Annotated in this window: 24 protein-coding genes and 1 pseudogene; 3 read left to right on the top strand and 22 right to left on the bottom strand. The window is 70.3% G+C overall.

Going from position 1 to position 25,365, the window contains the following annotated elements:
- Positions 1-41 precede the first annotated feature (41 nt).
- The 20 genes and pseudogenes from ACQEWB_RS42495 to ACQEWB_RS42400 form a co-directional block, all read right to left on the bottom strand.
- A complete protein-coding gene (locus ACQEWB_RS42495; RefSeq protein ID WP_432840968.1) occupies positions 42-167 on the bottom strand; it encodes a DUF6126 family protein in 126 nt (41 codons plus the stop codon).
- Positions 164-787 (bottom strand): helix-turn-helix domain-containing protein, encoded by a 624-nt coding sequence (locus ACQEWB_RS42490; protein WP_432840966.1) that lies wholly within the window; start codon positions 785-787, stop codon positions 164-166. The genes ACQEWB_RS42495 and ACQEWB_RS42490 overlap by 4 nt, the downstream gene beginning before the upstream one ends.
- 72 nt (positions 788-859) lie before the next feature.
- Positions 860-2,245: an aspartate aminotransferase family protein gene (locus tag ACQEWB_RS42485; protein ID WP_432840964.1), complete on the bottom strand. Its 1,386-nt coding sequence runs from the start codon at positions 2,243-2,245 to the stop codon at positions 860-862.
- Positions 2,242-4,176: a 1-deoxy-D-xylulose-5-phosphate synthase gene (gene dxs, locus ACQEWB_RS42480; RefSeq protein WP_432840962.1), complete on the bottom strand. Its 1,935-nt coding sequence runs from the start codon at positions 4,174-4,176 to the stop codon at positions 2,242-2,244. The genes ACQEWB_RS42485 and dxs overlap by 4 nt, the downstream gene beginning before the upstream one ends.
- Positions 4,177-4,203: 27 nt before the next feature.
- Positions 4,204-5,361 carry a flavodoxin-dependent (E)-4-hydroxy-3-methylbut-2-enyl-diphosphate synthase gene (ispG, locus tag ACQEWB_RS42475; protein ID WP_432840960.1) on the bottom strand — a complete coding sequence of 386 codons (1,158 nt, stop codon included), beginning with the start codon at positions 5,359-5,361 and terminating at the stop codon, positions 4,204-4,206.
- A gap of 4 nt (positions 5,362-5,365) precedes the next feature.
- The gene (gene hpnH, locus ACQEWB_RS42470; protein ID WP_432840958.1) at positions 5,366-6,388 is read right to left on the bottom strand and encodes an adenosyl-hopene transferase HpnH; all 1,023 of its coding nucleotides are present in this window, start codon (positions 6,386-6,388) and stop codon (positions 5,366-5,368) included.
- Between the two features lie 5 nt (positions 6,389-6,393).
- Complete coding sequence (locus ACQEWB_RS42465; protein ID WP_432840956.1) at positions 6,394-7,035, bottom strand: 1-hydroxy-2-methyl-2-butenyl 4-diphosphate reductase; 642 nt, start codon at positions 7,033-7,035, stop codon at positions 6,394-6,396.
- Positions 7,035-9,047, bottom strand: coding sequence for a squalene--hopene cyclase (shc, locus tag ACQEWB_RS42460; protein WP_432840954.1), 2,013 nt, complete (start codon positions 9,045-9,047; stop codon positions 7,035-7,037). The genes ACQEWB_RS42465 and shc overlap by 1 nt, the downstream gene beginning before the upstream one ends.
- A 116-nt stretch (positions 9,048-9,163) precedes the next feature.
- Positions 9,164-10,291: a polyprenyl synthetase family protein gene (locus tag ACQEWB_RS42455; protein WP_432840952.1), complete on the bottom strand. Its 1,128-nt coding sequence runs from the start codon at positions 10,289-10,291 to the stop codon at positions 9,164-9,166.
- Positions 10,291-11,718, bottom strand: a complete 1,428-nt coding sequence (gene hpnE, locus ACQEWB_RS42450; protein ID WP_432840950.1) for a hydroxysqualene dehydroxylase HpnE — start codon at positions 11,716-11,718, stop codon at positions 10,291-10,293. Before hpnE ends, ACQEWB_RS42455 begins: the two co-directional genes overlap by 1 nt.
- The gene (locus ACQEWB_RS42445) at positions 11,715-11,816 is read right to left on the bottom strand and encodes a DUF6380 family protein (RefSeq protein ID WP_432840948.1); all 102 of its coding nucleotides are present in this window, start codon (positions 11,814-11,816) and stop codon (positions 11,715-11,717) included. The genes hpnE and ACQEWB_RS42445 overlap by 4 nt, the downstream gene beginning before the upstream one ends.
- A gap of 65 nt (positions 11,817-11,881) precedes the next feature.
- Positions 11,882-12,832, bottom strand: a complete 951-nt coding sequence (hpnD, locus tag ACQEWB_RS42440) for a presqualene diphosphate synthase HpnD (RefSeq protein ID WP_432840946.1) — start codon at positions 12,830-12,832, stop codon at positions 11,882-11,884.
- On the bottom strand, positions 12,829-13,731 hold the full coding sequence (hpnC, locus tag ACQEWB_RS42435; protein WP_432840944.1) for a squalene synthase HpnC: 903 nt from the start codon (positions 13,729-13,731) through the stop codon (positions 12,829-12,831). The genes hpnD and hpnC overlap by 4 nt, the downstream gene beginning before the upstream one ends.
- A 390-nt stretch (positions 13,732-14,121) precedes the next feature.
- Positions 14,122-14,898 (bottom strand): ABC transporter ATP-binding protein, encoded by a 777-nt coding sequence (locus ACQEWB_RS42430; RefSeq protein WP_432840942.1) that lies wholly within the window; start codon positions 14,896-14,898, stop codon positions 14,122-14,124.
- Complete coding sequence (locus tag ACQEWB_RS42425; RefSeq protein ID WP_432840940.1) at positions 14,891-15,820, bottom strand: ABC transporter permease; 930 nt, start codon at positions 15,818-15,820, stop codon at positions 14,891-14,893. The genes ACQEWB_RS42430 and ACQEWB_RS42425 overlap by 8 nt, the downstream gene beginning before the upstream one ends.
- A gap of 38 nt (positions 15,821-15,858) precedes the next feature.
- Entirely contained in the window at positions 15,859-16,731 is an 873-nt protein-coding gene (locus ACQEWB_RS42420) for a glycosyltransferase family 2 protein (RefSeq protein WP_432844307.1), read from the bottom strand.
- A gap of 5 nt (positions 16,732-16,736) precedes the next feature.
- Complete coding sequence (locus ACQEWB_RS42415) at positions 16,737-17,516, bottom strand: CDP-alcohol phosphatidyltransferase family protein (protein ID WP_432840938.1); 780 nt, start codon at positions 17,514-17,516, stop codon at positions 16,737-16,739.
- Positions 17,494-18,555: an iron-containing alcohol dehydrogenase family protein gene (locus ACQEWB_RS42410; RefSeq protein ID WP_432840936.1), complete on the bottom strand. Its 1,062-nt coding sequence runs from the start codon at positions 18,553-18,555 to the stop codon at positions 17,494-17,496. Before ACQEWB_RS42410 ends, ACQEWB_RS42415 begins: the two co-directional genes overlap by 23 nt.
- A complete protein-coding gene (locus ACQEWB_RS42405) occupies positions 18,543-19,295 on the bottom strand; it encodes a sugar phosphate nucleotidyltransferase (RefSeq protein ID WP_432840934.1) in 753 nt (250 codons plus the stop codon). Before ACQEWB_RS42405 ends, ACQEWB_RS42410 begins: the two co-directional genes overlap by 13 nt.
- Positions 19,292-21,099: pseudogene (locus ACQEWB_RS42400) on the bottom strand (DUF5941 domain-containing protein). Before ACQEWB_RS42400 ends, ACQEWB_RS42405 begins: the two are co-directional and overlap by 4 nt.
- Positions 21,100-21,377: 278 nt before the next feature.
- Between ACQEWB_RS42400 and galE the strand changes: the two are divergent.
- The 3 genes from galE (at position 21,378) to idi (ending at position 24,188) form a co-directional block, all read left to right on the top strand.
- Complete coding sequence (galE, locus tag ACQEWB_RS42395) at positions 21,378-22,343, top strand: UDP-glucose 4-epimerase GalE (protein WP_432840932.1); 966 nt, start codon at positions 21,378-21,380, stop codon at positions 22,341-22,343.
- 134 nt (positions 22,344-22,477) lie between these two features.
- On the top strand, positions 22,478-23,419 hold the full coding sequence (locus ACQEWB_RS42390; RefSeq protein WP_432840930.1) for a cation diffusion facilitator family transporter: 942 nt from the start codon (positions 22,478-22,480) through the stop codon (positions 23,417-23,419).
- A gap of 175 nt (positions 23,420-23,594) precedes the next feature.
- Entirely contained in the window at positions 23,595-24,188 is a 594-nt protein-coding gene (gene idi / locus ACQEWB_RS42385) for an isopentenyl-diphosphate Delta-isomerase (RefSeq protein ID WP_432840928.1), read from the top strand.
- A 3-nt stretch (positions 24,189-24,191) separates the two neighbouring features.
- Here idi and ACQEWB_RS42380 read toward each other — a convergent pair whose 3' ends face one another.
- Positions 24,192-24,704 carry an ATP-binding protein gene (locus ACQEWB_RS42380; RefSeq protein ID WP_432844305.1) on the bottom strand — a complete coding sequence of 171 codons (513 nt, stop codon included), beginning with the start codon at positions 24,702-24,704 and terminating at the stop codon, positions 24,192-24,194.
- A gap of 174 nt (positions 24,705-24,878) precedes the next feature.
- On the bottom strand, positions 24,879-25,331 hold the full coding sequence (locus ACQEWB_RS42375; RefSeq protein WP_432840926.1) for an HdeD family acid-resistance protein: 453 nt from the start codon (positions 25,329-25,331) through the stop codon (positions 24,879-24,881).
- Positions 25,332-25,365 lie beyond the last annotated feature (34 nt).

Genomic DNA, 25,365 nt, shown 5'->3' with positions numbered 1-25,365 from the left:
TCGGCGACCACGAGCATCCCGCCCCCAACGGTTCCCTACGGCTACTTCGCGCCCACCGAGAACAGCAGATAGACGAAGGCCGCGAAGAGATGTCCGACAGCGATGTAGATGATCAGCCGCACCCAGAGGGCGCGAGGGAACTTCTCCTCCATGTTCCGTTCGCTCATGGCGTGTCTCCGGTGATCGGGCCCAGGCACAGTGTGGCCGTGGGGCTCTGTAGCAGGGTGTGGACGAACAGGAGCTCGACGCCGTCGGGATCCTGGGCGGCGATGCGGTGCGGGGTCAGCGAGTCGAAGTGCGCGCTGTCGCCCGGACCGAGCCGGTGCGTGGTGTCGCCGAGCCGCAGCCGCAGCCGTCCGCGCAGGACGTACAGCCACTCCTCGCCGGGGTGCACGCGCACGATGTCGCCCTGGGAGCCGTGCGGTACGTGGACGCGCAGAGCCTGCATCCCGCGGCCGGGCGCGCCGGCCTGGAAGTAGGTCCAGCCGCCCGCGGCCGTCGGTTCCATGTCGGCGGCCCGCACGACCGCGTCCCGGTCGGCGACCGTCTCGCCGAGCAGCTCCGAGACCGTCGTACCGTAGATACGGGCGAGGGCGAGCAGCATCGGCAGCGAAGGCTGGCGTCGTCCGGTCTCCAGGCGGGAGAGATGGGCCGGTGACAGCCCGGCGGCGCCGGCCGCGGCCTCCAGGGTGAGGGAGGCGCGACGGCGCAGGGCGCGCAGTTGTGGCGCGACGACGGGCAGGTCCGGTCCGGCGGGCGGCTCGGACTCGGCTTCCGGAGAGCTCATGCTCTCCATTCAGCCGGACCCTTGCCTCTGCGGCAAATTTCTTGCCTCAGAGGCAAAAGCCCGACCGCGTCGCTAGCGGTTGGCGACCGCCTGCTTCACCAGCGTCTTGCTGAAGTCCCACATCAGCCCGCCACCACTGTGCGCGTCGTCCATGACGGCCGTGAAGGCGTCCACGAACCGGTCCACGTCCTGCTCGCCGACGACCAGCGGCGGGATCAGCTTGATCACCTCCAGGTGGTCGCCGGAGACCTGGGTGAGGATCCGGTGCCGCTGAAGCAGGGGCACGACGACCATCTGCGCGAACAGGCCCTTCCGCGCGGCCTGAAGCATGGTCCAACGGCTGCGCAGCTTCAGTGACTTGGGCCTGCCGAACTCGATGCCGATCATCAGGCCGCGGCCACGCACGTCGGCGAGCAGCTCGTACTTGTCGATCAGCGCGGCGAGCCGGGACTTCAACTGCTCGCCGGTGGCACGGGCGTTGGCCACGATCTGTTCGTTCTCCATGACCGACAGGACCGCGAGCCCGGCCGCCATGGCCTGGGCGTTGGCCCCGAAACTCGCCGAGTGGACCAGGACCCGGTCCATCGACGAGTAGACCTTCTTGAAGATCCAGTCCTTGCCGAGCGTGGCGCCGACCGGGACATAGCCGCCAGACAACGCCTTGGCCACGCACACCAGGTCCGGCTCGACACCCTCCTCGTGCTGGTAGGCGTAGAAGTCGCCGGTCCGGCCGAGGCCCGTCTGCACCTCGTCGGCGATCAGCAACGCCTTGTGCCTGCGCAGCAGTTCCTGGGCAGCGCGGAGATAGCCGGGCGGGGCCTCGTGCACGCCCTTGCCCTGGATCGGCTCGACGATCAGCGCGGCGACGTCGCCCTTCTTCAACTCCCTTGCCAGGGCGTCGAGATCGCCGAGCGGTACGGCCGTGTCGGGCAGCAGCGGGGCGAAGCCGTCGCGGAAGCCGTCCTCGCCGTTGACCGACAGGGAGCCGGTGGTCAGGCCGTGGAAGGCGTGGTCGCAGTAGAGGACCCTGGGCCTGCCGGTGGCGTACCGGGCGAACTTCAGCGCCGTCTCCACAGCCTCCGTACCGCTGTTGCCGAAGAACACGCGGTCCAGGTGCGGGCTGTACGTCAGGAGCTTCTCGGCCAGCAGCCCGGGCAGGGGCTGGCAGTCGAAGCGCGTGAGGTCGGCGAGGTCGGCGTCGAGGACGTCGTGCAGCGCCTTGCGGACGACGGGGTGGTGGCGTCCCAGGCCCATCACCCCGAACCCGGCGAGCATGTCCAGGTAGTCGTTGCCGTCCGCGTCCCAGAAGTGGGCGCCCTCGGCGCGCTCGTAGACCTTGTCGAAGCCGATCGTGTGGAGCATGCGCGGGAGTTGGTGGTTCAGGTACTTCCCGTGCAGCTCGTAGCGCTCGGCTCCGCGCTCGGCCAGGAGTGCGCCGAGGTCGAACTCCTTGGTCATTCAGCCTTCTCCTTGAGGGTGCCGTCCACCTGTTCCTCGACCGCGAGCGTGTCTTCGGCCTCCTTGACGGCCAGGCTCGCGCCGATCCGCCCGGCCACCTCGACGGGCGTGAGCCCGATGTCGGCCAGCACCTCCCCGCGCTTGGCGTGCGCGAGGAACTGCTCCGGGATGCCGAACCGCCGTACCGGGACGTCGACTTCGGCGTCTCCGAGAGCCAGCGCCACCGCGGCTCCCACGCCACTCGCGCGGCTGTTGTCCTCGACGACGGCCACCAGGCGGTGTTCGGCGGCGAGGCCCGGGAGCGCCGGGTCGACGGGCTTGACCCAGCGGGGGTCGACGACCGTGCAGGAGATGCCGCGCGCCTCCAGCAGCTCGGCGGCCTGGAGGCAGACCGGCGCCATCACGCCGACGGCCACGAGCAGCACCTCGGGCATGTCCGCGCCGCGGTGCAGGACGTCGAGGCCGCCCACGCGGTCGATCGCCGGGATCTCGGGCCCGACCGACTCCTTCGGGAAGCGCACCAGCGTCGGCGCGTCGTCCACGGCGACGGCTTCCCGCAGCTGCGCCCGCAGTTGGTCGGCGTCGCGCGGCGCGGCGATCCTGAGCCCCGGTACGACCTGGAGGATCGACATGTCCCACATGCCGTTGTGGGAGGCCCCGTCGACGCCGGTGACGCCGGCCCGGTCCAGGACGAACGTCACTCCGCAGCGGTGCAGGGCCACGTCCATCAGGAGCTGGTCGAAGGCACGGTTGAGGAAGGTGGCGTAGACGGCGACGACGGGGTGCAGCCCGCCGGTCGCGAGGCCGGCCGCGGACACGGCGGCGTGCTGCTCCGCGATGCCCACGTCCCACACCCGGTCCGGGAACCGGGCCGCGAACTTGCCGAGCCCCACCGGGTGCAGCATGGCCGCCGTGATCGCCACGACGTCGTCCCGCTCCTCCCCGATCGCGACGATCTCGTCGCCGAACACCGAGGTCCAGGAAGGCCCGTTGGAGGGCGCGAGGGGCTCGCAGGTGAGCGGGTCCATCACGCCGACGGTGTGGAAGTGGTCCTCCTCGTGGGCGATGGCGGGCTCGTAGCCGCGGCCCTTCTCCGTGAGGCAGTGGATCAGCACCGGGCCGTGGAAACGTTTCGCGCGCCGCAGCGCCGACTCGACCGCGCCGATGTCATGTCCGTCGATCGGGCCGACGTACTTCAGCCCCAGGTCCTCGAACATGCCCTGCGGGGCGAACGCGTCCTTGAAGCCCTTCTTGGCGCCGTGCAGCGACTCGTAGACGGTGTTGCCGATGACCGGGGTGCGCAGCAGCACGCCCTTGCCCCAGGCGAGCACCTTCTCGTACGAGTCCGTGGTGCGCAGGGTGGCCAGGTGGTTGGCGAGCCCTCCGATGGTCGGCGCGTACGAGCGCTCGTTGTCGTTGACGACGATGATCAGCGGCCGGTCCTTGGCGGCCGCGATGTTGTTGAGCGCCTCCCAGGCCATGCCGCCGGTCAGCGCGCCGTCGCCGATCACGGCGACCACGTGGCCCTTCTCGCCTTGGACCTGGCGGGCCTTGGCCAGCCCGTCGGCCCAGCCGAGCGCCGTGGAGGCGTGGCTGTTCTCGACGATGTCGTGCTCGGACTCCTCGCGCGAGGGGTAGCCGGAGAGGCCGCCCTTGCCGCGCAGCTTGGAGAAGTCCTGACGGCCCGTCAGCAACTTGTGCACATAGCTCTGATGGCCGGTGTCCCACACGATGCGGTCGACCGGCGACTCGAAGACCCGGTGGAGGGCGATGGAGAGTTCCACCACCCCCAGGTTGGGCCCGAGGTGTCCGCCGGTCCTGGCCACCGCGTGCACCAGGAACTCCCTGATCTCTTCGGACAGTTCGCGAAGTTCCGTTTCGGACAGCGCCTTCAGGTCGCGTGGTCCCCGGATGTTCTCCAGAATCGTCACGCTCGGGCCCCCTTCGGTCCGTGCTGATCAACTCACGGTGACGGCCGGCTCCCCCGACACGACGCCGTCCTGCTCCATCTGTTCGGCGATCTTCATCGCCTCCTCGATCAGGGTCTCCACGATCTTCGACTCCGGGACGGTCTTGATGACCTCGCCCTTCACGAAGATCTGCCCCTTACCGTTTCCGGAGGCGACACCGAGGTCCGCCTCCCGCGCCTCGCCCGGGCCGTTGACCACACAGCCCATCACGGCCACCCGCAACGGGACTTCCATGCCGGTGAGGCCCGCCGTGACCTCGTCGGCCAGCCTGTAGACGTCGACCTGGGCGCGCCCGCAGGACGGGCACGACACGATCTCCAGCCGCCGCTGCTTGAGGTTGAGCGACTCCAGGATCTGGAGGCCGACCTTGACCTCCTCGGCGGGAGGCGCGGACAGCGAGACCCGGATCGTGTCGCCGATGCCCTGCGAGAGCAGCGCCCCGAAGGCGACGGCCGACTTGATCGTGCCTTGGAAGGCCGGGCCGGCTTCGGTCACGCCGAGGTGCAGCGGGTAGTCGCACTGGGCCGCGAGCTGCTTGTACGCCTCGATCATCACGACCGGGTCGTTGTGCTTCACCGAGATCTTGATGTCCCGGAAGTCGTGCTCCTCGAAGAGCGACGCCTCCCACAGCGCGCTCTCGACGAGGGCCTCAGGGGTCGCCTTGCCGTACTTCTGGAGCAGGCGGCGGTCCAGCGAGCCGGCGTTGACCCCGATGCGGATCGGGGTGCCGTGCTCCTTGGCGGCCCGCGCGATCTCCTTCACCTTGTCGTCGAACTGCTTGATGTTGCCCGGGTTCACGCGGACCGCCGCACACCCGGCCTCGATCGCGGCGAACACGTACTTCGGCTGGAAATGGATGTCCGCGATCACCGGGATCTGGGACTTGCGCGCGATGGTCGCCAGCGCGTCCGCGTCGTCCTGTGTGGGGCAGGCGACGCGGACGATCTGGCAGCCGGACGCGGTGAGTTCGGCGATCTGCTGAAGGGTCGCGCCGATGTCCGACGTACGGGTCGTCGTCATCGACTGCACCGACACCGGCGCCCCGCCGCCGACCGCCACCGGCCCGACCTGGATCTGCCGGGACACGCGCCGCTCGGCGACCGGCCGGGCCGGAACCTCGGGGACGCCCAGGGAAATGGCGGTCACGACGTCACTCCCGGTTCCCGGAGACCGTCTCGCGCATCGCGCGCAGGGACTCCTTCAGCGACCCCATGGTGGCGAGGACGGCGGTGGGCTCGTAGCCGCAGTGCGCCATGCAGTTGGCGCAGCGCGGGTCCTTGCCACGGCCGTACTTGTCCCAGTCGGTCTCCTCGATCAGTTCGCGGTACGTCGGCACGTACCCGTCGCTCATCAGGTAGCAGGGGCGCTGCCAGCCGAAGAGCGAGTAGTTGGGGATCGCCCAGGCGGTGCACGGGAAGTCGACCTTGCCCTCGAGGAAGTCGAGGAACAGGGGCGAGTGGTTGAGCCGCCACTTCTTGCGGTTGCCGCCCGCGAAGGCCTTCTTGAACAGTTCGCGGGTCTGCTCGACGCCGAGGAAGTGCTCCTGGTCGGGGGCCTTCTCGTAGGCGTAGGCGGGCGAGATCATCATCTCGTCCACGTGCAGGTCGTCATTGAGGAAGTTGAGCACCTCGATGATCGTCTGCGGGGTGTCCGTGTTGAAGAAGGTCGAGTTGGTGGTGACCCGGAAGCCGCGCCGCTTGGCCTCCTTGATCGCCTCCACGGCCTCGTCGAACACGCCCTCCTTCGCGACGGACTCGTCGTGCCGCTCGCGCAGCCCGTCGATGTGCACCGCGAAGGCGAAGTACGGGGAGGGCTTGAACTTGTCCATCTTCTTGCGCAGCAGCATGGCGTTGGTGCAGAGGAAGACGTACTTCTTCTTCGCCACCAACTGCCGCACGATCTCGTCGATCTGAGGGTGCATCAGGGGCTCACCGCCCGCGATGGACACCATCGGCGCACCGGACTCGAGGACCGCCCCGACGGCCTGCGCCACCGGCATGCGCTGCTTGAGCACGCCCGCCGGATGCTGGATCTTGCCGCAGCCCTCGCACTTGAGGTTGCATGCGAAGAGAGGTTCCAGCTCCACGATCAGCGGGAACTTGTCCCGCTTGCGGAGCTTCTGTTCGGCCAAGTATGTAGCGACCTTGATGGACTGACGCAGCGGCATGGCCATCTGGCTCACCTCCTGGGGAGCAGCAAAGAACGGTGCCATTCGAAGAAAGCTGGAAGTACGGAACGAAGGACGCGGAAGGCTGATATTCCACCGCGGACCGTGCCGATCCGGACGAGTTCATGTTCAGGAGCGTCCACGACCACCCGTACGGCCGCAACGGGGCGCTCACCGGTGCGTACGGCGCTCAGGAGCGTCGCCGCGGATTCCATGTCGACCGCGATTGCGCCGGTCGCGAGCAGGTCCGACCGTTCCTGACCGCGGACGACGTGATCGGAGCCGGTGAGCGGTCCGGTGTGCACGGTGCGCCCGGGCACGGCCCGTACCAGCTCCTTGACGAGTAGGTCGGTTCCCACGCACGGAACGGTTCCGTCCGGGTCCCGGGTCTCCTCGGCGACCACGAGGTCGCCGGGGTGCATGCCGGGGGCGAGTCCCGCGCAGAAGCCGGTGGCCAGCACGGCGGCCTCGTGCAGCGCGGGGTCGGCGAGGACCCGGGTGACCGAGCGCTCGGCCGCCCTGGGCCCCATGCCGGTGCGGAGCACGGTGACGGGCCCGCCGGCACCGCCGCGGTCGCCGGTGCGCAGGGCGAGGTGCTCGATGCCGAGCGCGCAGGCGATCAGCAGCGGGGCCGGGGCGGGCTGGGTATTCATCAGCCCTCCTTGACCTCGGCGAGGGGCTTCGCCTTCGTGGCGAAGGGCTCGCCGTTGACGTACCGGCCCAGCGCGGTGAGCGGGAACACCTGCCGGTAGAGGTGGTAGTTGATCGAGAAGTCCCAGGGGAAGCCGGTGCCGGTGAAGTACGGCTCGTCCCAGGAGCCGTCCTCGAGCTGGGTGGCCGCGAGCCACTCGACGCCGCGCTCGACGGCCTTGGAGTCCTTCTCCCCGGCCGCAAGCAGCGCCATCAGCGCCCACGCGGTCTGCGAGGCGGTGGAGGCGCCCTTGCCGCTCCACTGCTTGACGTCCTTGTAGGAGCGCAGGTCCTCGCCCCAGCCGCCGTCGTCGTTCTGGACCGACTCCAGCCAGCTGACGGCCCGCCGGATCGCCGGGTGCGAGCCGGGGAATCCGGCCGCGACGAGGGCGGGTACGACGGATCCGGTGCCGTAGACGTAGTTGACGCCCCAGCGTCCGAACCACGAGCCGTCCGGCTCCTGTTCGGCAAGGAGCCACTCGATGCCGCGCCGGGTGCGCGGGTCGTGCGAGAGGCCCTCGACGGCCAGCATCTCCACCACGTGTGCCGTCACGTCGGCGGACGGCGGGTCGATGACCTCGCCGAAGTCGCAGAACGGCAGCCGGTTGGGGAAGGGGCTGGTGTTGTCGACGTCGAAGGCGCCCCAGGCCCCGTTCTTCGACTGCATGCCGAGGTTCCAGCGCACCCCGCGCCCGATCGCGTTGTCCACCCGCTCCGGGTCGTGGTGCCTGACCCGGCGCAGCGCGAGGACGACCTCGGCGGTGTCGTCGATGTCGGGGTAGTTGTCGTTGTGGAATTCGAACGCCCAGCCACCAGGTGGCAGTTGGGGCCGCTTCACGGCCCAGTCGCCGGGCCGGACGATCTCCTCCCCGAGCATCCAGTCCGCCGCCTTGACGAGCTGCGGATGGTCGGCGGGCACTCCCGCGTCGACGAGCGCGATGGTCGCCAGGCACGTGTCCCACACGGGCGACTGACAGGCCTCGATCATCCGGGACCCGTCCTCGCGCCACACGGCGAAACGGTCCAGCGAGGCCAACCCCTCGCGCATGACCGGGTGTTCGAGGTCGTAGCCCAGCAGGTACAGCGCGATCACCGAGTACACGGCAGGCGGCTGGATGCCGCCCCAGCAGCCGTCGTTCTCCTGTCGCTCGATGATCCAGCGGGCCGCGGAGTTCATCGCCGACCTGCGCAACCTGCGTGGTACGACCTTGCGCAGCTGGTGCAGTGCCTTGTCGAGACGCTGGAAGGCGCCGTCCCAACTGGCCGCCGGGGCAAGGGGCTTGGGCGGATTCGGGTTGTCCGGGTCGGTGTGCAGCTCGTCGAGCGGGAAGGGTGCGGGCCGCACCGGCCGCTTCGCGGAGACGATCGTCAGCGGGACGATGGTCTGCCGGGCCCAGCACCCGAAGTCGTAGATGTTGAGCGGGACCCACTTGGGGAAGTAGATGAGCTCCGGCGGGAGTTCGGGCAGGTCCTCCCACTTCCACCAGCCGAACAGCGCGAGCCAGATCCGGGTGAAGACACGTGCCGAGGCGATGCCGCCCCGCTCGCGGATCCACGCCGAGGCCTTCGCCATGTGCGGGGCGTCCGGCTCGTCGCCGGCCAGCCGCAGGGCGACGTACGCCTCGATGGTGGTGGAGAGTTCGCCCGGGCCGCCGTAGAAACTGGCCCAGGTCCCGTCCTCGCGCTGCCGGCCGCGGATGAACAGCGCGGCGCCCTGCGCGGTGGTCTCGTCGAGGATGCCCAGGAACTGCCGCAGCAGCAGGTCCTCGGCGTCCATGGTGACGTTGGTTTCGAGGTCGCCCTTCCACCAGCCCTGGGCGTCCTGCCGCGACAGCAGGAATTCGGTGGAGCGTCGTGCTGCGCGTACGGCGGCGTCGTGCACCCCCGCCGCCACGGGGCTCGTGCTGTCGGTTTCGCTGGCCGCGGCAGCCCGGGGCGGCAGGGCCCCGGTGCTTCCGTCGGTCGTCGCTGTCATGGCTTCCCCTTAGTGCAGTCGTGCGAGTCGTGCTGCTGTGGGTCCGCCGTCGGCCGGTGCTCGTGTTCCCGCGACACCGGCCGGCGACTACGCGAGGGCTATTCGACCGATAGTGATCATCTCTTTCGTACGACGACGAAGTCGGCGAGCGCCGCGAACTGAGCCCGCACCCGGTCGGGCATGTCGATGGCGTCGAGGGCCTCGATGGCGATGGTGTGCTGACGGCGCGCTTCCCCGGCCGTCCATTCGCGGCCGCCCGCCTTCTCGATGAGGGCGGCGCGGGCCGCGAACTCCTCCTCGGAGAAGTTCTCGAAGTCGCTGCTCTCGGCGTCGGCGGCGAGGAGCTCGCCGAGCCGCTCGGCGGCGGGACCGTCCGCCGCGAGCGCGGCCACGACCGGCAGGGACTTCTTGCGCTGGCGCAGGTCGCTCCAGGTCTGCTTGCCGGTGGAGACCGGGTCGCCCCAGATGCCGAGGAGGTCGTCGACGGCCTGGAAGGCCAGGCCCAGGTGGTAGCCGTACTTCTCCAGGGTGTCGGCGGTGCGGTCGTCCGCGCCGCCGAGGACCGCGCCGATGGAGGAGGCGCAGGCGAGCAGGGCGCCGGTCTTGTTGCCCTCCATCTCCAGGCACTCCTCGACGCTGACGCGGTCGCGGTGCTCGTAGGAGATGTCCTGCGCCTGGCCGTCGATCAAGGCGCGGGTGGCGCTGGTCAGCCGGCGGGTGGCACGGCCGGCCTCGACCGACCCGAGCTCCAGGAGCACCTCGTTGGCCAGGGCGAACAGGGCGTCGCCGACCAGGATCGCCTGGGCGGGGCCGTGCACCTTCCAGACGGTGTCACGGTGGCGGCGCTGTTCGTCGCCGTCCATCAGGTCGTCGTGCAGCAGGGAGAAGTTGTGGACGAGCTCGACGGCTACGGCGCCCGGGATGCCGACCTCGGGGGCGGCGCCGGTGACCTCGGCGGACAGGACCGCGAGGGCGGGGCGCACGGCCTTGCCGCCGTCACCGGCGGCGGGGTTGCCCTCGGCGTCGATCCAGCCGAAGTGGTAGGCGGAAACGGTGTCCATGGGAGGGGCCAGGCGGTCGACGGCCGCCCGCAGTACCGGTGTGGCAAGGGTCCGGCCGCGCTCCAGGAGCGCGGTCACGTCCACCGCGTCGGCAGCCGTCTCGGCCGGGGGCACAGTGGGCACAGTCTCTCCTCTTGTTGCGGTACCGGGGGTGCGGGGGCCTTCCGCGTGCTGATCGAGCATCACGCCGCCTCCTCGAAGTCGAAGAGGTGACTCGGGCGGGGCCGGCCCAGGGCGCTCAGCGCGGCGTCCGCCGCACTCACACCACTGCGGACCGCACTCTCCATGGTCGCGGGCCACCCTGTGGCGGTCCACGCTCCGGCCAGGTAGAGGCCGGGGGCTTTCGTACGGGCGCCGGGCCGCAGCCGTCCGACGCCGGGGGTCGGAGCGAACGTCGCCGTGCGCTCCCTGGTCACGAAGAAGTCCTTCACCTCGGCACCGCGCGTGCCCGGCAGCAGCCGCTCCAGCTCGGGCAGATAGCGCTCGCGCAGCGCGGCGACCGGCTCGTCGATCTCGTCATGGGCGGCCGACTGGGACAGCGCCAGGTACTGGCCCGCACGCAGGCCGGAGGCGTCGGTGCGGTCGAAAACCCACTGGACCGGGGTTCCGAGAGCCGCGAAGAACGGTTTGTCCAACACCTTGCGGTCGTAGACGACATGGACGTTGAGGATCGGCGCGGTACCGATCTCCAGAAGATTTTCGGGGGCGTCGAGCGCACCGTCCGGCAGCAGGTCGTGGGCCTCGCGCTGGGGTACGGCGAGCACCACGGCGTCCGCGGCGAGGGTCTCGCCGGGAACCTGAACGGTCCAACGCCCGTTTTCGTCAGTAGAGATGGAGGTGACGCGTGTACGGACCTCGGTACGCACGCCCACGGAGTCGAGCGCCTTGCGGGCGAGCCGGTCATGCAGTTCACCCAGCGGGACGTGCGCCCATCCGATGTCGGCCGCGCCCGGGTCGGACAGCAGACCGGTCTTGAACACCATCGCGGCGAGCCCCAGCGAGGAGTCGCCCGCGACCGCGTTGAGGGTGGCGACCCCGACCAGGTCCCACAGGGCCTCGACGGCACGCGCCGACTGACCGTGCGCGGTCAGCCAGCTGCCGAAGTCCTGCGTGTCCAGGTTCGGATCGGCGAGGTCCAGGCCCTTGAGCGCGAGCGCGGCACGCCCCACCTTGGCCCGCTCGGCGAGCGAGAGGTGCGGATACGTGGCGAGGCTGCGTCCCAGGTGCAGCGGCACCGGCAGCGCGTCGCGCCGCAGGCGTCCAAGGCGCCGCCCCTCGGGCTTGTCGACGTCGAGAACGGGCACGTCGAGACGATCCTGCAGCGGCGCCAGCGCCGTCCCCTCGATGCGGTCGAGGAACCAGCGGTAGGCGGTGCAGCAGCGCAGGTACACGTGCTGACCGTTGTCGACGGTCAGTTCGCCGCGCTGGAAGGAGAAGGCGAGGCCACCCAGTCTCGGCCTGCCCTCGATCAGGGTGACGCGGACGCCCGCGTCGGCGAGCGCGAGTGCCGCGGTGATGCCGGCGAGCCCGCCGCCGATCACGACGGCGTCCCGCCCGCCTCGTCCCGGGACGTCGGCGGCCGGTCCCTCCGACTGTGTGCCGTCGCTCATCGTGCGCCCTCCCCTGCGCGACCGCCGTGGTTGAACCGTGCACGGCAGGCCGTTGCAGTCAGGGACGCGGTCTCCGGGCGGAGGGTTGCGTGCCGCATTTCGGCAGTGGAATCACCTTGGACCCTTTTGTCCAATCGGCAAGCGTCCATCGGGCCCGCGTCCATCAGGCGCGCCTCCTGACGGTCCTCCGCGTCACATGCCGGGTGTCGAGGCCGGACAGGCCGCGGACGGCGACGTACGCCTTCTCCCGCCCGGGCAGTGAGACCCGGCCGCGCAGCACGGCCTCGGGGTCGCGCTCGATGCGGTCGAGCAGGCGACGGTAGATGCCGGCCATGGCGGCGACGCAGGCGCCACTGCGCCGGTCGAGCATGGGGAGCAGCCGGTAGCCCTCGGCGAAAAGGGCGCGGGCCCGTCGCACTTCGAAGTGCACGAGGCCCGCGAAGTCGGAGCCCTCCGGTGGGGTCGGGCCGTTGAAGCCGGCCGAGCACCCGAATTTCGCCAGGTCGTCGGAGGGCAGATAGGTGCGGCCGCCCTCGGCGTCCTCGCGGACGTCTCTGAGGATGTTGGTGAGCTGGAGCGCGAGCCCGAGGGTGTCGGCGTACTCGGAGGCGCGCTCGGCGCCGCGGGCCCCCGGTTCCGTGCCGAACACGCCGAGCGAGAGGCGTCCGATGGCGCCCGCGACACAGCGGCAGTAGACCTTCAGGTCGTCCCAGGTTTCATAGGTCTCGCCGCGGACGTCCATCAGCACGCCGTCGATCAGCTCGTCCAGGCCGCCGAGCGGGATCGGGAAGACCTCCGCGGCATGGGCGAGGGCGACCGCGACGGGATCGATGTCGTCCTCGGCGACCGCGCCCTCGCGCACACGGGTCAGCAGCGCCCGGGTGTCCTCGAGTCTCGCGGCCTTGACCTCGTCCGCCAGCGCGCCGTCGCCGATGTCGTCGACACGCCTGGAGAACGCGTAGAGCGCCGACATGGCCCGGCGCTTGGGCGTCGGCAGCAGTCTGATGCCGTACGCGAAGTTACGGGCCTGCTGTCCGGTGACGGCCTCGCAGTAGCTGTAGGCGGCGAGTACCGGTGCGGACACATGTTGTTCCGACTCCACGGTCCGGATCACCCCTCTCCTCGCAGAGTCACGCCCACCTCGCGCAGCAACTGGATCCTGCCGGGCTTGGGCGGGCCGGGAAGTACGTCGTATTCGGCGGCGGCGATTGCACGGATCGCCGCCCTTCCCCCCGCCACGAATCCCGCGAGCAGCAGCTTCAACCTGCCGTGGACGCTACCCACCAGGGGGGCGCCTTCATTCAGGAGATTGCGGGCTCGTTCTGATTCGTATGCAACCAGTGCGCGCACCGATGCGCCCGTGGTTTTCGTGGCGAGATCCGCCTCTTGAACATGGAACTGTTTCATGTCCTCGGCGGGCAGGTAGATACGGTCGCGGCCGAGGTCCTCGGCCACGTCCTGAAGGTGTTCGACGATCTGGAGTGCCGTGCAGACCGCGTCGGAGAGCCGGATCCGCTCGGGGGTCGAGGTGCCGGTCACGGAGAGGACCAGGCGGCCGACCGGGTTGGCGGAGAGTTCGCAGTAGGCAAGCAGGTCGTCGTAGGTCTCGTAGCGGCTGACGACCTGGTCCTGGCGGTTGGCGGCGATCAGGCCCAGGAAGGGCTCGGGGGTGAGTGAGCGGCGGCGGACCGTCGGCTGGAGACGGCGCAGCAGCGGGTGCCGGGGCCGGCCGGAGAAGACCCTGTTCAGGTCGGTCTCGAAGGCGTCCAGCATGAGCAGCCGGTCATCGGCGTCCTGGGGCGACACGCCGAGCAGCCCGGCGTCGGCGCCGCCGGGGGCCAGGTCGCCGTCGCCGATGTCGTCGACGAGGCGGGCGAAGCCGTACACGGCCATGAGGTCGTCGCGCCAGGCTTTGGGCAGGAAGAAGGGTGCCACGGGGAAGTTCTCGCTCGCGGCCTTGTCGAGCGTGCCGCGCTCCGGATCACCGGCGCGCGACGTACCGGTTCCCGTCACCGCCGGCCGCCCGCGGCAAGGACGGCACAGGCAGCTGCGCTGAGCTGGGGAGTTTCCGTAGCCATTGCCGTCACATCTCCCGTTCTACACCGCAGACCCAATACACACTATTTCGGACACGCCGCCCGGCCGTCCGCACGGCTGTCCCGCTTGTGGGTGTCGCGCATTATCGCCCCACTTTGCCGCGTTTCGGGACCGGTACAGCTTACGTTGTACAACGCAGCGAGCTCCCCTGGGGTGTCCTGCACATCACAACAACACACCGATTGGCGTCAAGATTCCTAAGGGCAAGCCGAGTTGACGTTTCCTTTGCAGACGCGGGGCCCCGCCGCGAAGGTTGCGGCGGGGCCCTGCGATCCGGCCTGGCAGTTGCGTCCAGGGCCGGGTGGACTACTTGCCCGTGAACTTCTCGTACTCCTTGAGGACCTCTTCGGTAGGCCCGTCCAGGCGCAGCTCGCCGCGTTCCAGCCAAAGGACGCGGTCACAGGTGTCCCGGATCGACTTGTTGCTGTGACTGACGAGAAACACCGTGCCGGCCTCCTTGCGCAGCTCACGGATGCGCTCCTCGGAGCGGATCTGGAACTTGCGGTCACCGGTGGCCAGCGCCTCGTCGATCATCAGGACGTCGTGGTCCTTGGCGGCGGCGATGGAGAAGCGGAGGCGGGCCGCCATGCCGGAGGAGTAGGTACGCATGGGGAGGGTGATGAAGTCGCCCTTCTCGTTGATGCCGGAGAAGTCGACGATCGACTGATAGCGCTCCCTGACCTGCTCGCGGGTCATACCCATGGCGAGCCCGCCCAGGATGACGTTCCGCTCGCCCGTGAGGTCGTTCATGAGGGCCGCGTTGACGCCGAGCAGGGACGGCTGGCCGTTGGTGTAGACGCGGCCGCTCTCCGCCGGGAGCAGCCCGGCGATGGCGCGCAGCAGGGTCGACTTGCCGGAGCCGTTGGAGCCGATGAGGCCGATGGCCTCGCCGCGGTAGGCGACGAAGGAGACGCCCCTGACGGCGTGCACCTTGCGGACGCCCCGCTCGTCGCCGCGCTTGACGATGCGGCTGAGGGCGGACGTGGCGCTGCCCTTGCCGGTCTTGGCGCCGTGCACGCGGTAGACGATGTGCAGTTCGTCGGCGATGACCGTCGGGATGCGTTCCTCCTGCGGCTCAGCCACGGCCGTACCTCTCCTCCGCCTTCCAGAAGTACACGAAGCCGCCGAGGGCGATCAGCAGCGCCCAGCCGATCGCGACCGCCCAGGCGTGGTCGGGAAGGTTCTCGGAGCCGTAGCCCTCGATGAGGGCGAAGCGCATCAGGTCCATGTAGATGGCGGCCGGGTTCAGCTGCAGGACGTTCGCCAGCCACTGCGGCTTGTCGGCCAGGAAGATCGGGATGGAGAACATCACGCCCGACGCGTACATCCAGGTACGCATCACGAACGGCATCAGCTGGGCGAGGTCCGGGGTCTTGGAGCCGGCGCGGGCGAAGATCAGCGCGAGACCGGTGTTGAACAGGAACTGCAGGGTGAGCGCCGGGACGATCAGCAGCCAGGACAGGTCCGGGTAGCTGCCGAAGGCGGCGGCCACCGCGAACAGCACGATCATCGAGTACAGCAGCTGCTGGAGCTGCTGGAGCGCGAAGGAGATCGGCAGCGAGGCGCGCGGGAAGTGCAGCGCGCGGACCAGGCCGAGGTTGCCGGAGATCGCGCGGACGCCGGCCATCACCGAGCTCTGCGTGAAGGTGAACACGAAGACGCCGGTGACCAGGAACGGGATGTAGACGTCGTGGTCCAGGCCGCGGTTCGCCTTGAGGATCATGCCGAAGATGAAGAAGTACACGGCCGCGTTGAGCAGCGGGGTGGCCACCTGCCACAGCTGGCCGAGCTTCGCCTGGCTGTACTGGGCGGTCAGCTTCGCCCGGGAGAAGGCGAGGATGAAGTGACGCCGGTCCCAGAGCTGGCGGACGTACTCGACGAGGGAGGGGCGGGCGCCGCTCACGGTCAGGCCGTAACGGGCGGCGAGCCCGCCCGCCGTAAGACCCTCGTCGGGCGACAGGCCGACGCCGGGGGCGACGGTGCCGTCGTGGGTTGTCTCACTCACTGATGAAAACTTTCTTCCGGCTCACAGGAACGAGCTTGTCAGATCACAGGAGGTCGGCCCAGTCGGGTAAGCCGCCACACCGTACGCCACTTCATGGGCCGTCGCGGGCCGCACGGAGTGGTCCAGCCCTCCCGGAACCCGCCGAACCACGCCCGGAGGGCGGACCGCGAGGGGCGCCGGACGAGGGTGAGCAGCAGCCAGACCCCGAGGTAGACCGGGACCAGGAGCGCGGGGAGGTTGCGGCGGGCCAGCCAGACCCGGTTGCGGGCGACCATGCGGTGGTAGACCGCGTGCCGCGAGGGCGCGGTGGTGGGGTGGAACAGCACCATGTCGGACCGGTAGTCGATCATCCAGCCCGCGTCGAGGGCCCGCCAGGCCAGGTCGGTTTCCTCATGGGCGTAGAAGAACTCGTCCGGGAGCCCGCCGACTTCGGCGAAGACCTGGGTGCGTACGGCGTTGGCGCCGCCGAGGAAGGTGGTGACCCGGGAGGAGCGCATCGGGTCCTTGGCGCGCAGGCGCGGGACGTGGCGGCGCTGGGTGACCCCGGTGTCGGGGTCGGCGATGCGGAAGCTGACGATGCCGAGCTTCGGGTCGGCCTCGAAGGCCTTGCGGCACAGCTCGGCGGTGTCGTGCCCGGCGAGGAGTCCGTCGTCGTCGAGGAACATCAATATGTCGACGTCGCGGCCGCTGGGGCCGAAGGCCTCGATGCCGACGTTGCGGCCGCCGGGGATGCCGAGGTTCTCGGGCAGCTCGATCGTGCGGACGCCGTCGGGGACGTCCGGGACCGGCGAGCCGTTGCCGACCACGACCACCTCGACGCGGTCGCCCTCCTGCTTGGCGACCGAGTCGAGAAGGGCGCGGAGTTCGTCGGGGCGGTTGCCCATGGTGATGATCACCGCGCCGACCTTCATGCCGGTCACTTCAGCCTGCTCGACGCGAGGATGGAGACCAGGTGCAGCAGCGTCTGGAGCAGCGCGATGCCGGCCAGCACGGCGACGCCGAGGCGGGAGAAGAACAGGTCGCCACGGGCGTTGTCGACCACGGCAAGGACCAGGATCAGCAGGGACGCCTCGATGCCGAGGATCAGCCGGTGGAACTTCAGCAGGGACGCGGCCTTGCGGGCCAGCGCCATGCCGGAGGAGCGCATCTCGGAGGCGGACTCCTGCACGGGCGGCTTGCCGGCCTGGTGCCGGGCGACGCCCACCAGGTCGGTCTCGGCCTTGATCAGGATCGCGCCGAGCGCGGCGAGGGTGCCGAGGAAGGCCCACAGCCAGTCGATACGGCCGCTGCCGAACAGGTCGGCGGCGCGCAGGCCGAAGCCGACGAGCACGGCGGCGTCGGTGAGGTAGGCGCCGACCCGGTCCAGGTAGACGCCGTTGAGCGAGTACTGCTTCTTCCAGCGCGCGATCTCGCCGTCGACACAGTCCAGCAGCAGGTACATCTGGACGCACACCACGCCGAGCACGGCGCCCGGGATCCCCGGCACGAGCAGTGCCGGGGCCGCGAGCACGCCGAATACGGTCATCAGGTACGTGAGCTGGTTGGGCGTGACCCTGGTGTTCACCAGGTAGCGGTCGACCCGCAGGGACACCTCACGCATGTAGAGGCGCCCCATCCAGTGCTCACCGCTGCGCCGGTCCTTGACCCCTGCGGGGTGGACGACCGGGCGGAGTTCAGCTACCGATGGCCTTGACATAGTCGGCGTATGTGTCCTTGATCTGGTCGGTTTTCAGGTCGAGGTGTTCGAGGATCGTGTAGCGGCCGGGGCGGGTCTCCGGAGCGAACTCCACGGCGCGGACGAACTCGTCCACGGTGAAGCCGATCTCCTCGGGCAGCACCGGCAGCCCGTGCCGGCGCAGCACGTCGGCCATGTTCGCGGCCTCCTCGTGCGCCCCGCGCAGGTACATCGCGAAGGCCGCGCCCAGGCCGCACTGCTCGCCGTGGGCGGCCGCGCGCTTGGGGTAGAGCAGGTCGAAGGCGTGGTTGATCTCGTGGCAGGCGCCGGAGGACGGGCGGGAGTCGCCCGACACGGACATGGCGATACCGGTGAGGACCAGGGCCTCGGCGAGGACCTGGAGGAAGCCGTCGTCGCCGACGCCGCCCGGGTGCCGCAGCACCGCCTCGCCGGCCTGGCGGGCCATGGCCGCCGCGAGGCCGTCGATCTTCTCTCCCTTGACGCGGTTGGCCAGCTCCCAGTCGGCGACCGCCGAGATGTTGGAGATGGCGTCGCCGATGCCGGAGCGCACGAAGCGGACCGGCGCCTCCCGGATCACGTCGAGGTCGATGACCACCGCGATCGGGTTCGGCACACCGTACGAGCCGCGGCCCGCGTCGTTGTCCAGCGTCGCGACCGGCGAACACAGGCCGTCGTGCGCCAGGTTGGTGGCGACGGCGACCAGCGGGAGGCCGACCCGTGCCGCCGCGAACTTGGCGCAGTCGATGATCTTGCCGCCGCCGAGCCCGACGACCGCGTCGAAGTGGCCGGCCTTTATGTCGCCGGCCAGCTGCACCGCGTCGTCGATGGTGCCGCCGCCGACCTCGTACCAGGTCGCCCCGGGCAGGGTGGGCTCGAGGCGGGCGCGCAGCCGCGCACCGGAGCCGCCGCTGACCGCGATGGCGAGCTTGCCGGAGTGCGAGATGCGCTCGTCGGCGAGCACACAGGCCAGGTCGTCGAGAGCACCCGGGCGGATGTCCACGACGACCGGGGACGGAATCAGCCTCGTCAGTACTGGCACGCGATCTCCCGTCCGCGGGCGAGGTCGTCGTGGTTGTCGATCTCGACCCACTTGACGTCGCCGATCGGCGCCACGTCGATCCGGAAGCCGCGGTTCACGAGTTCCTGGTACCCGTGCTCGTAGAACTGCTGCGGGTCGGTCTCCCAGACGGCCTTGAGGGCGTCGGCCAGCTCGGGGGTGGCGTCGCCCTCGATCAGTGTCACGCCGATGTACTCGCCCGTCGCCTCGGCGGGGTCCATCAGCTTGGTGATCTTCGTCATCCCCCGCTCGGGGTCGACGACGACCTTCATCTCCTCGTCGGCGAGGTTCTTCACGGTGTCCAGGGCCAGGATGATGCGCCTGCCCTCGCCGCGCGCGGCGAGCAGCGTCCGCTCCACGGAGACCGGGTGCACGGTGTCGCCGTTGGCGAGGATCACGCCGTCCTTGAGGGCGTCACGGCCGCACCACAGGGAGTAGGCGTTGTTCCACTCCTCGGCCTTGTCGTTGTCGATGAGGGTGAGCTTGAGGCCGTACTTCTGCTCCAGGGCCGCCTTGCGCTCGTAGACGGCCTCCTTGCGGTAGCCGACGATGATCGCGACCTCGGTCAGACCAATCTCGGCGAAGTTGCCGAGCGTCAGGTCCAGAACCGTGGGTTCGCCCTCTATGCCCGCGGGCCCCACCGGCACCAGAGCCTTGGGAAGGCTGTCGGTGTAGGGGCGCAGACGCCGCCCGGCGCCCGCCGCCAGCACGAGGCCGATCATGCGGTTTCTCCTTCGTCGTGTACGGCGGGTGCCCCTGCGGACACCCAGAAGCGGATGCTCTCGACGAGCACCACCAGGGCGACGGCCACGGCGAGCACCGTGAGCGCGACCTTGAACTGCGAGGCAGTGAGCGCGGCGGCCAGGACCGCGACGAGCAGCGTCCGCCCTTCCTGCCCCCGACGGCGCGCACCAGCCAGGCCGGGGGCGCTCCGGCGTTGCCGCGGATGCGGTACACCGTGTCGTAGTGATGGTAGGCGACAGCGGCCACCAGGCCGAAAGCCGCAGGAAGCGCTCCGTTTACCTCCGCTTTGGCCGCGAGGATCAGGACGGTGCCGTATTCGGCGGCGCGGAAGAAGGGCGGGACGAGCCAGTCGAGGGCGCCCTTGAGCGGGCGGGCGACGGCCAGGCCCGAGGTGACGGCGTAGACGACCGCGCCGACCGCGGCCCACGGACCGCCGAAGCCGGGCTGCGAGGCGAGGCCGACGAGAACGAGACCACCGAGGAGGGCCAGGGCGGGGGCGGCGAAGCCGGCCAGACGCCGCGCGAAGCCCTTGGAAACGCCCGCGACGCCCTGCGCGAGCGGACCCGAGTCCGCCAGGTCCGCCAGCGCCTGCGCGGCACGGTCGGTACGCCGCGCCTTCCGCGTCAGCGACCGCAGGACGCGGCCCGCAGTGGTGTAAGTCGCCGCGAGCGCACACCCGATGAGCAGCACGTAGAAGGTGATCCGGGGCGTCGTGACCGCCGTCAGCACGGCGATCATCGCCCAGCGCTCGCCGATCGGCAGCACGATCATGCGCCGCACCCACACCGTCCAGCCGACGCTGTCCAGCTTGTCCGAAAGGGCCGCCGTGGGGCTGGTGTTGGCGGTGGCGTCGTGGTTCGCCTCGTTGAAGGAGAAGTCGACGACGTGCCGGCACGTCTGCAGGATCATCGCGCCGAGCGCCAACGCCCATACGTCGTCGCCGCCTTGGGCCGCACCCAGGGCCAACCCCGCGTAGTAGGCGTACTCCTTGATGCGGTCGAAGGTGGCGTCCAGCCAGGCGCCGAGCGTGGAGTACTGGAGGGAGTAGCGGGCCAACTGGCCGTCGGTGCAGTCCAGTACGAAGGACGCGATGAGCAGGACACCGGCCGCGACGAAGCCGCCGCGGGTGCCGGTGGCCGCGCAGGCCGCCGCGATCAGCGCGGTGAGCAGGGACGCGGTGGTCACCTGGTTCGGGGTGAGGCCGCGGCGGGCGCACCAGCGGGCGATGTAGCGGGAGTACGGGCTGATGAAGAAGGTGGTGAAGAAGCCGTCGCGGGACTTCACGGCCGACTTCAGGCGTACGGCCTCGTCGTCGACGTTCGCCACGGCCTGCCGTGCCTCGTTGCGGGCCTGCGGGTCGGCCGGGACCTCGGCGACCAGGCTGCCGAGCTCGGGACGGTGGACGCCCGCCTCCTCCCCGTCCAGCGCGGTGACGACGCGGTCGGCGAGGCTGTCCACAGCGACGGCCGTACCGCCACCCGCCGAGTTCTCGCGGGCCAGTGCGCGGGTGAGCGCCACCCGGCCCTCGGGCTGTGCGGTGACGGCGCCGGCGATCGCGGCGAGCGGGAAGCGCGGGTCGGTCAGGCCGAGGCGCAGTGCGTGCAGGTGGCCGACGAAGCGGGCGTCGACGAGGGCGACCCGCCGGTCGCAGGGTGCCTCGGCGACCAGCCGTTCGGCGTCGGCGGCGTCGACTGCGACCTGTACGTCGAAGCCGAGGGACCGCAGATCGCCCTCGATCGACGATCCGGGGACCGGCTGACCGGTGAGGATGGCGGTCGACAACCGAACTCACTCCCTGGGTGCCGACGCCCTGGCGCCGGTCATGTGCATGGTGGGGGCGCCCCTTGGACGCTCCAGGCGGGCGGCATGTCGGCAGAGGCTATCGGATGCCCGGAGGCCCGCGTTCACCGGCCGTTCACGGGCTGATCAACGCACTCTCCACTGGCCTTTGCCGCGATCATCATCGGTGATCCGGGGCTCCGCCCACAAACCGCGCCTCCCAGACCGGGCATCCGGGACATTGGGTGACGTGCGGAGATGTCGACATAGGGTGGGCGACCATGACATGGCTGATCACAGGCGGAGCGGGATACATCGGGGCCCATGTGGCACGGGCCATGACGGAGGCCGGGGAGCACGTCGTGGCGCTGGACGACCTCTCCGCCGGGTACCCCGCACGGCTGCCGGCGACCGTCCCGCTGGTCCAGGGTTCGTCGCTCGACGGCGGCCTGCTCAAGCGGGTGTTCGCCGAGTACGGCGTGACCGGCGTCGTCCATCTCGCGGCGCGCAAGCAGGTCGCCGAGTCCGTGGCACAGCCCACCCGTTACTACCGGGAGAACGTCGGCGGTCTCGCGACGCTGCTCGAGGCGGTGGCCGAGGCCGGCGTCGGGAGGTTCCTGTTCTCGTCCTCGGCGGCCGTGTACGGCAACCCCGACGTGGACCTCATCACGGAGGACACCCACTGCGCCCCGGTGAACCCGTACGGCGAGACCAAGCTCACCGGCGAGTGGCTGGTCCGGGCGGCGGGCCGGGCGCACGGCATCTCGACGGTGTGCCTGCGCTACTTCAACGTGGCGGGCGCGGCCGCGCCCGAGCTGGCCGACACCGGTGTCTTCAACATCGTCCCGATGGTCTTCGACCGGCTCACCCGTGACGAGGCCCCGCGGATCTTCGGTGCCGACTACCCGACCCCGGACGGCACCTGCATCCGCGACTACATCCATGTCGCGGACCTCGCCGAGGCCCATCTGGCGGCGGCCCGGCGGCTCGGCGACCGGGACGGCGACCTCACGGTGAACATCGGCCGGGGCGAGGGCGTCTCCGTGAGCGAGCTGATCACGGTGATCGGCGAGGTGACCGGCGACCGCCGTACGCCCGTGGTGGAGGACCGGCGTCCCGGCGACGCGCCACGGGCCGTCGCCGCCGCCGCGCGGGCCGCCGAGGAACTCGGCTGGACCGCCCGGCGCGGGGTGCGCGAGATGGTCGAGTCCGCCTGGCGGGGCTGGCAGCTGCACCACGGCAAGTGAACTTAGGCTGCCCTGACCTGCGGTTTGTTTGCGCAGGTCAGGGCACATGACAACGGTGTTCAGTGCCGCGTTGCCCGATACCCCCCACCCGTAGTTCACTGTGATCCTTGGACGGAGACAGGAGGGTGTCTGCCATGGGGGCTGGGCACGATCACGGACACGGGCACTCGCACGCGCCGCCCACCGGTACGGCGGCCGCCGCGTACCGCGGACGGCTGCGCGTCGCGCTGTCGATCACGCTCACCGTCATGGTGGTCGAGATCGTCGGCGGTCTGCTCGCGGACTCGCTCGCGCTGATCGCGGACGCGGCCCATATGGCGACCGACGCCCTCGGGCTCGGCATGGCGCTGCTGGCCATCCACTTCGCCAACCGCCCGCCGGCCGGCAACCGCACCTTCGGGTTCGCCCGCGCCGAGATCCTCGCCGCGCTCGCCAACTGTCTGCTGCTGCTCGGGGTCGGCGGTTACGTCCTGTACGAGGCGATCCAGCGGTTCGTCACGCCGGCCGACACCGAGGGCGGGCTGACCATCGTGTTCGGTGTGATCGGTCTGGTCGCGAACATGATCTCGCTGACGCTCCTCGTGCGCGGTCAGTCGGAGAGCCTGAACGTGCGGGGCGCGTTCCTGGAGGTCGCCGCGGACGCCCTCGGTTCGCTCGCGGTGATCGTCTCCGCGCTGGTGATCCTGGCCACGGGCTGGCAGGCGGCCGACCCGATCGCCTCGCTGGTGATCGGCCTGATGATCGTGCCGCGCACCCTGAAGCTGCTGCGCGAGACCCTGGACGTACTGCTGGAGGCGGCGCCCAGGGACGTCGACATGGCGGAGGTGCGGGCCCACATCCTCGACCTGGACGGCGTCGAGGACGTCCACGACCTGCACGCCTGGACGATCACCTCGGGCATGCCGGTGCTGTCCGCGCACGTGGTCGTGCGCTCCGAGGTGCTCAGCGCGATCGGCCACGAGAAGATGCTGCACGAGCTCCAGGAGTGCCTGGGCGACCACTTCGACGTTGCGCACTGCACCTTCCAGCTGGAACCGGGCGGGCATGCGGAACACGAGGCGAAGCTCTGCCATTGAGGCAGGTGAGGTGCCCCACGGGCGGAATGCAGCGATCCGCCGCCCGGCTGCGTCCTGAGTCCCACAACCCCGCCCCGGACGGTTCCCCGGCCGCCGCGCCGGGCACGATCAACTGCCGGGAGTGCCGGATTCGTACGGCACACTTGGGGCGCGAAGACCGATGCGAAGGATGGGTATGCCGATCACACCTGCCACCGCGACGCACAGTCCGTCGAACGGCACCGCAGACGCGATTTTGCTGGAGCTCGTCGACGAGGACGGCGTCACGATCGGCACCGCGGAGAAGCTCGCCGCCCACCAGGCGCCGGGGCAGCTGCACCGCGCCTTCTCCGTCTTCCTCTTCGACGAGCAGGGCCGGCTGCTGCTCCAGCAGCGGGCGCTGGGCAAGTACCACTCCCCCGGTGTGTGGTCCAACACCTGCTGCGGCCACCCCTACCCCGGCGAGGCCCCCTTCGCGGCCGCGGCCCGCCGGACGTACGAGGAACTGGGCGTCTCCCCCTCGCTGCTCGCCGAGGCGGGCACGGTGCGCTACAACCACCCGGACCCGGACTCGGGCCTGGTCGAGCAGGAGTACAACCACCTGTTCGTCGGGATGGTGCAGTCGCCGCTGCGCCCCGACCCGGAGGAGGTCGGCGACACCGCCTACGTGACGCCCGCGGAGCTCGCCGAACGCCACGCGAAGGACACCTTCTCGTCCTGGTTCATGACGGTGCTCGACGCGGCCCGCCCCGCGGTCCGGGAGCTGACGGGCCCGTCGGCCGGCTGGTGAGGCTCAGAGCACCCGCACCGGTTTGAGCGGCAGGGCGGCCCAGATCACCTTGCCGCCGCTCGCCGTGTGCTCGACGTCGCACACCCCGCCCGCCTCCCGGGTGACCTCGCTGACCAGCAGCAGCCCCCGGCCGCCCTCGCCGCCGTGGTCGGCCTCCAGGGCGGTCGGGCGGTAGGGGTGGTTGTCCTCCACGGACACCCGCACCCACTCGGCGCCCACGGCCACCTCCACGGCGAGCATCGGCGAAAGCAGCGCCGCGTGCTTCACGGCGTTCGTGGCCAGCTCCGAGACGATCAGTAGGAGGCCGTGGACCAGTTCGTCGGAGACGGGCACTCCCTGGCGGTACAGCAGGTCCCGTACGGCGTGCCGGGCCTGCGGGACCGAGGCGTCCACGGCGGGGGCGGTGAACCGCCAGACGCCTTCGTACGGCAGCGGATCCGCGGGCCTCGGGTCGAGGGGCTCGTCCTCCGGGCCCCCTTCTGGGCGTGGGCCGGACCCGCGCCCGTGGTTCTCCATCGTCCGGTCGCCACCCTTGCGCTCGATTGTCACCACACGTCGAGTGTTGATAACGACCCGCTCCGCTCCGGATGACTGAACAGAAGTCAGCAGGTATCGAGCACTTGTGACCGTTGTCTTGTGACTGGGTGAGTTGCGGGACCGCTCTTGTCCCGCTTCAGCGGGCTTCGCGAACTATTCGGGTTGTACGGGTTTGACGGCGGCCTGGACTGATTCCTCCCCTTCGCCCTCTCCCGCGAGCCGTTCGGAGACCATACCGACGATGCGACGGCCGCCGTAGCCGGTGGCGATCAGTCCGAGTCCGTCGAAGAGCAGCGCGGCGAACATGGTCAGCGCCTCGGCGGCGGCCTCGGGACGCCGGAGGACGACGACGCCGGCCGCGATGTTCAGGGCGGCGACCACGACCCCGAGCCAGAAGAAGTTGGTGCCGCGGGCCTGGATCGCGTGCAGCAGGCCGACCGCGCCCCCGATCAGCAGCAGCCAGCCGAACAGGAGCATCGAGGTGAGGGTGGCGACGCCGGTGTAGACCAGCCCGACGAGCCCGGCCAGGACCAGGACGACGCCGAGGGCGGCAAGCCAGCCGAAGCCGCGGCTGAGCTTGGCGGTCTCCTGCGTTCGTGCGGCCATGCGGGGCCTCCTCGGGCTGCGGCCCCTCCTTGAT

The organism is Streptomyces sp. CA-249302 (assembly GCF_050936785.1).
Lineage (GTDB): Bacteria > Actinomycetota > Actinomycetes > Streptomycetales > Streptomycetaceae > Streptomyces.
This window is presented reverse-complemented; position numbering and strand designations above follow the sequence as displayed.

What these genes read in the sequence shown, in the direction of transcription:
- ACQEWB_RS42495 (WP_432840968.1), bottom strand. Translation starts at nt 167, where the DNA reads ATGAGCGAACGGAACATGGAGGAGAAGTTCCCTCGCGCCCTCTGGGTG.
- ACQEWB_RS42490 (WP_432840966.1), bottom strand. Translation starts at nt 787, where the DNA reads ATGAGCTCTCCGGAAGCCGAGTCCGAGCCGCCCGCCGGACCGGACCTG.
- ACQEWB_RS42485 (WP_432840964.1), bottom strand. Translation starts at nt 2,245, where the DNA reads ATGACCAAGGAGTTCGACCTCGGCGCACTCCTGGCCGAGCGCGGAGCC.
- hpnH (WP_432840958.1), bottom strand. Translation starts at nt 6,388, where the DNA reads ATGGCCATGCCGCTGCGTCAGTCCATCAAGGTCGCTACATACTTGGCC.
- ACQEWB_RS42465 (WP_432840956.1), bottom strand. Translation starts at nt 7,035, where the DNA reads ATGAATACCCAGCCCGCCCCGGCCCCGCTGCTGATCGCCTGCGCGCTC.
- shc (WP_432840954.1), bottom strand. Translation starts at nt 9,047, where the DNA reads ATGACAGCGACGACCGACGGAAGCACCGGGGCCCTGCCGCCCCGGGCT.
- ACQEWB_RS42455 (WP_432840952.1), bottom strand. Translation starts at nt 10,291, where the DNA reads ATGCTCGATCAGCACGCGGAAGGCCCCCGCACCCCCGGTACCGCAACA.
- hpnE (WP_432840950.1), bottom strand. Translation starts at nt 11,718, where the DNA reads ATGAGCGACGGCACACAGTCGGAGGGACCGGCCGCCGACGTCCCGGGA.
- ACQEWB_RS42445 (WP_432840948.1), bottom strand. Translation starts at nt 11,816, where the DNA reads ATGCGGCACGCAACCCTCCGCCCGGAGACCGCGTCCCTGACTGCAACG.
- ACQEWB_RS42420 (WP_432844307.1), bottom strand. Translation starts at nt 16,731, where the DNA reads ATGAAGGTCGGCGCGGTGATCATCACCATGGGCAACCGCCCCGACGAA.
- ACQEWB_RS42415 (WP_432840938.1), bottom strand. Translation starts at nt 17,516, where the DNA reads ATGTCAAGGCCATCGGTAGCTGAACTCCGCCCGGTCGTCCACCCCGCA.
- ACQEWB_RS42405 (WP_432840934.1), bottom strand. Translation starts at nt 19,295, where the DNA reads ATGATCGGCCTCGTGCTGGCGGCGGGCGCCGGGCGGCGTCTGCGCCCC.
- galE (WP_432840932.1), top strand. Translation starts at nt 21,378, where the DNA reads ATGACATGGCTGATCACAGGCGGAGCGGGATACATCGGGGCCCATGTG.
- ACQEWB_RS42390 (WP_432840930.1), top strand. Translation starts at nt 22,478, where the DNA reads ATGGGGGCTGGGCACGATCACGGACACGGGCACTCGCACGCGCCGCCC.
- idi (WP_432840928.1), top strand. Translation starts at nt 23,595, where the DNA reads ATGCCGATCACACCTGCCACCGCGACGCACAGTCCGTCGAACGGCACC.
- ACQEWB_RS42380 (WP_432844305.1), bottom strand. Translation starts at nt 24,704, where the DNA reads ATGGAGAACCACGGGCGCGGGTCCGGCCCACGCCCAGAAGGGGGCCCG.
- ACQEWB_RS42375 (WP_432840926.1), bottom strand. Translation starts at nt 25,331, where the DNA reads ATGGCCGCACGAACGCAGGAGACCGCCAAGCTCAGCCGCGGCTTCGGC.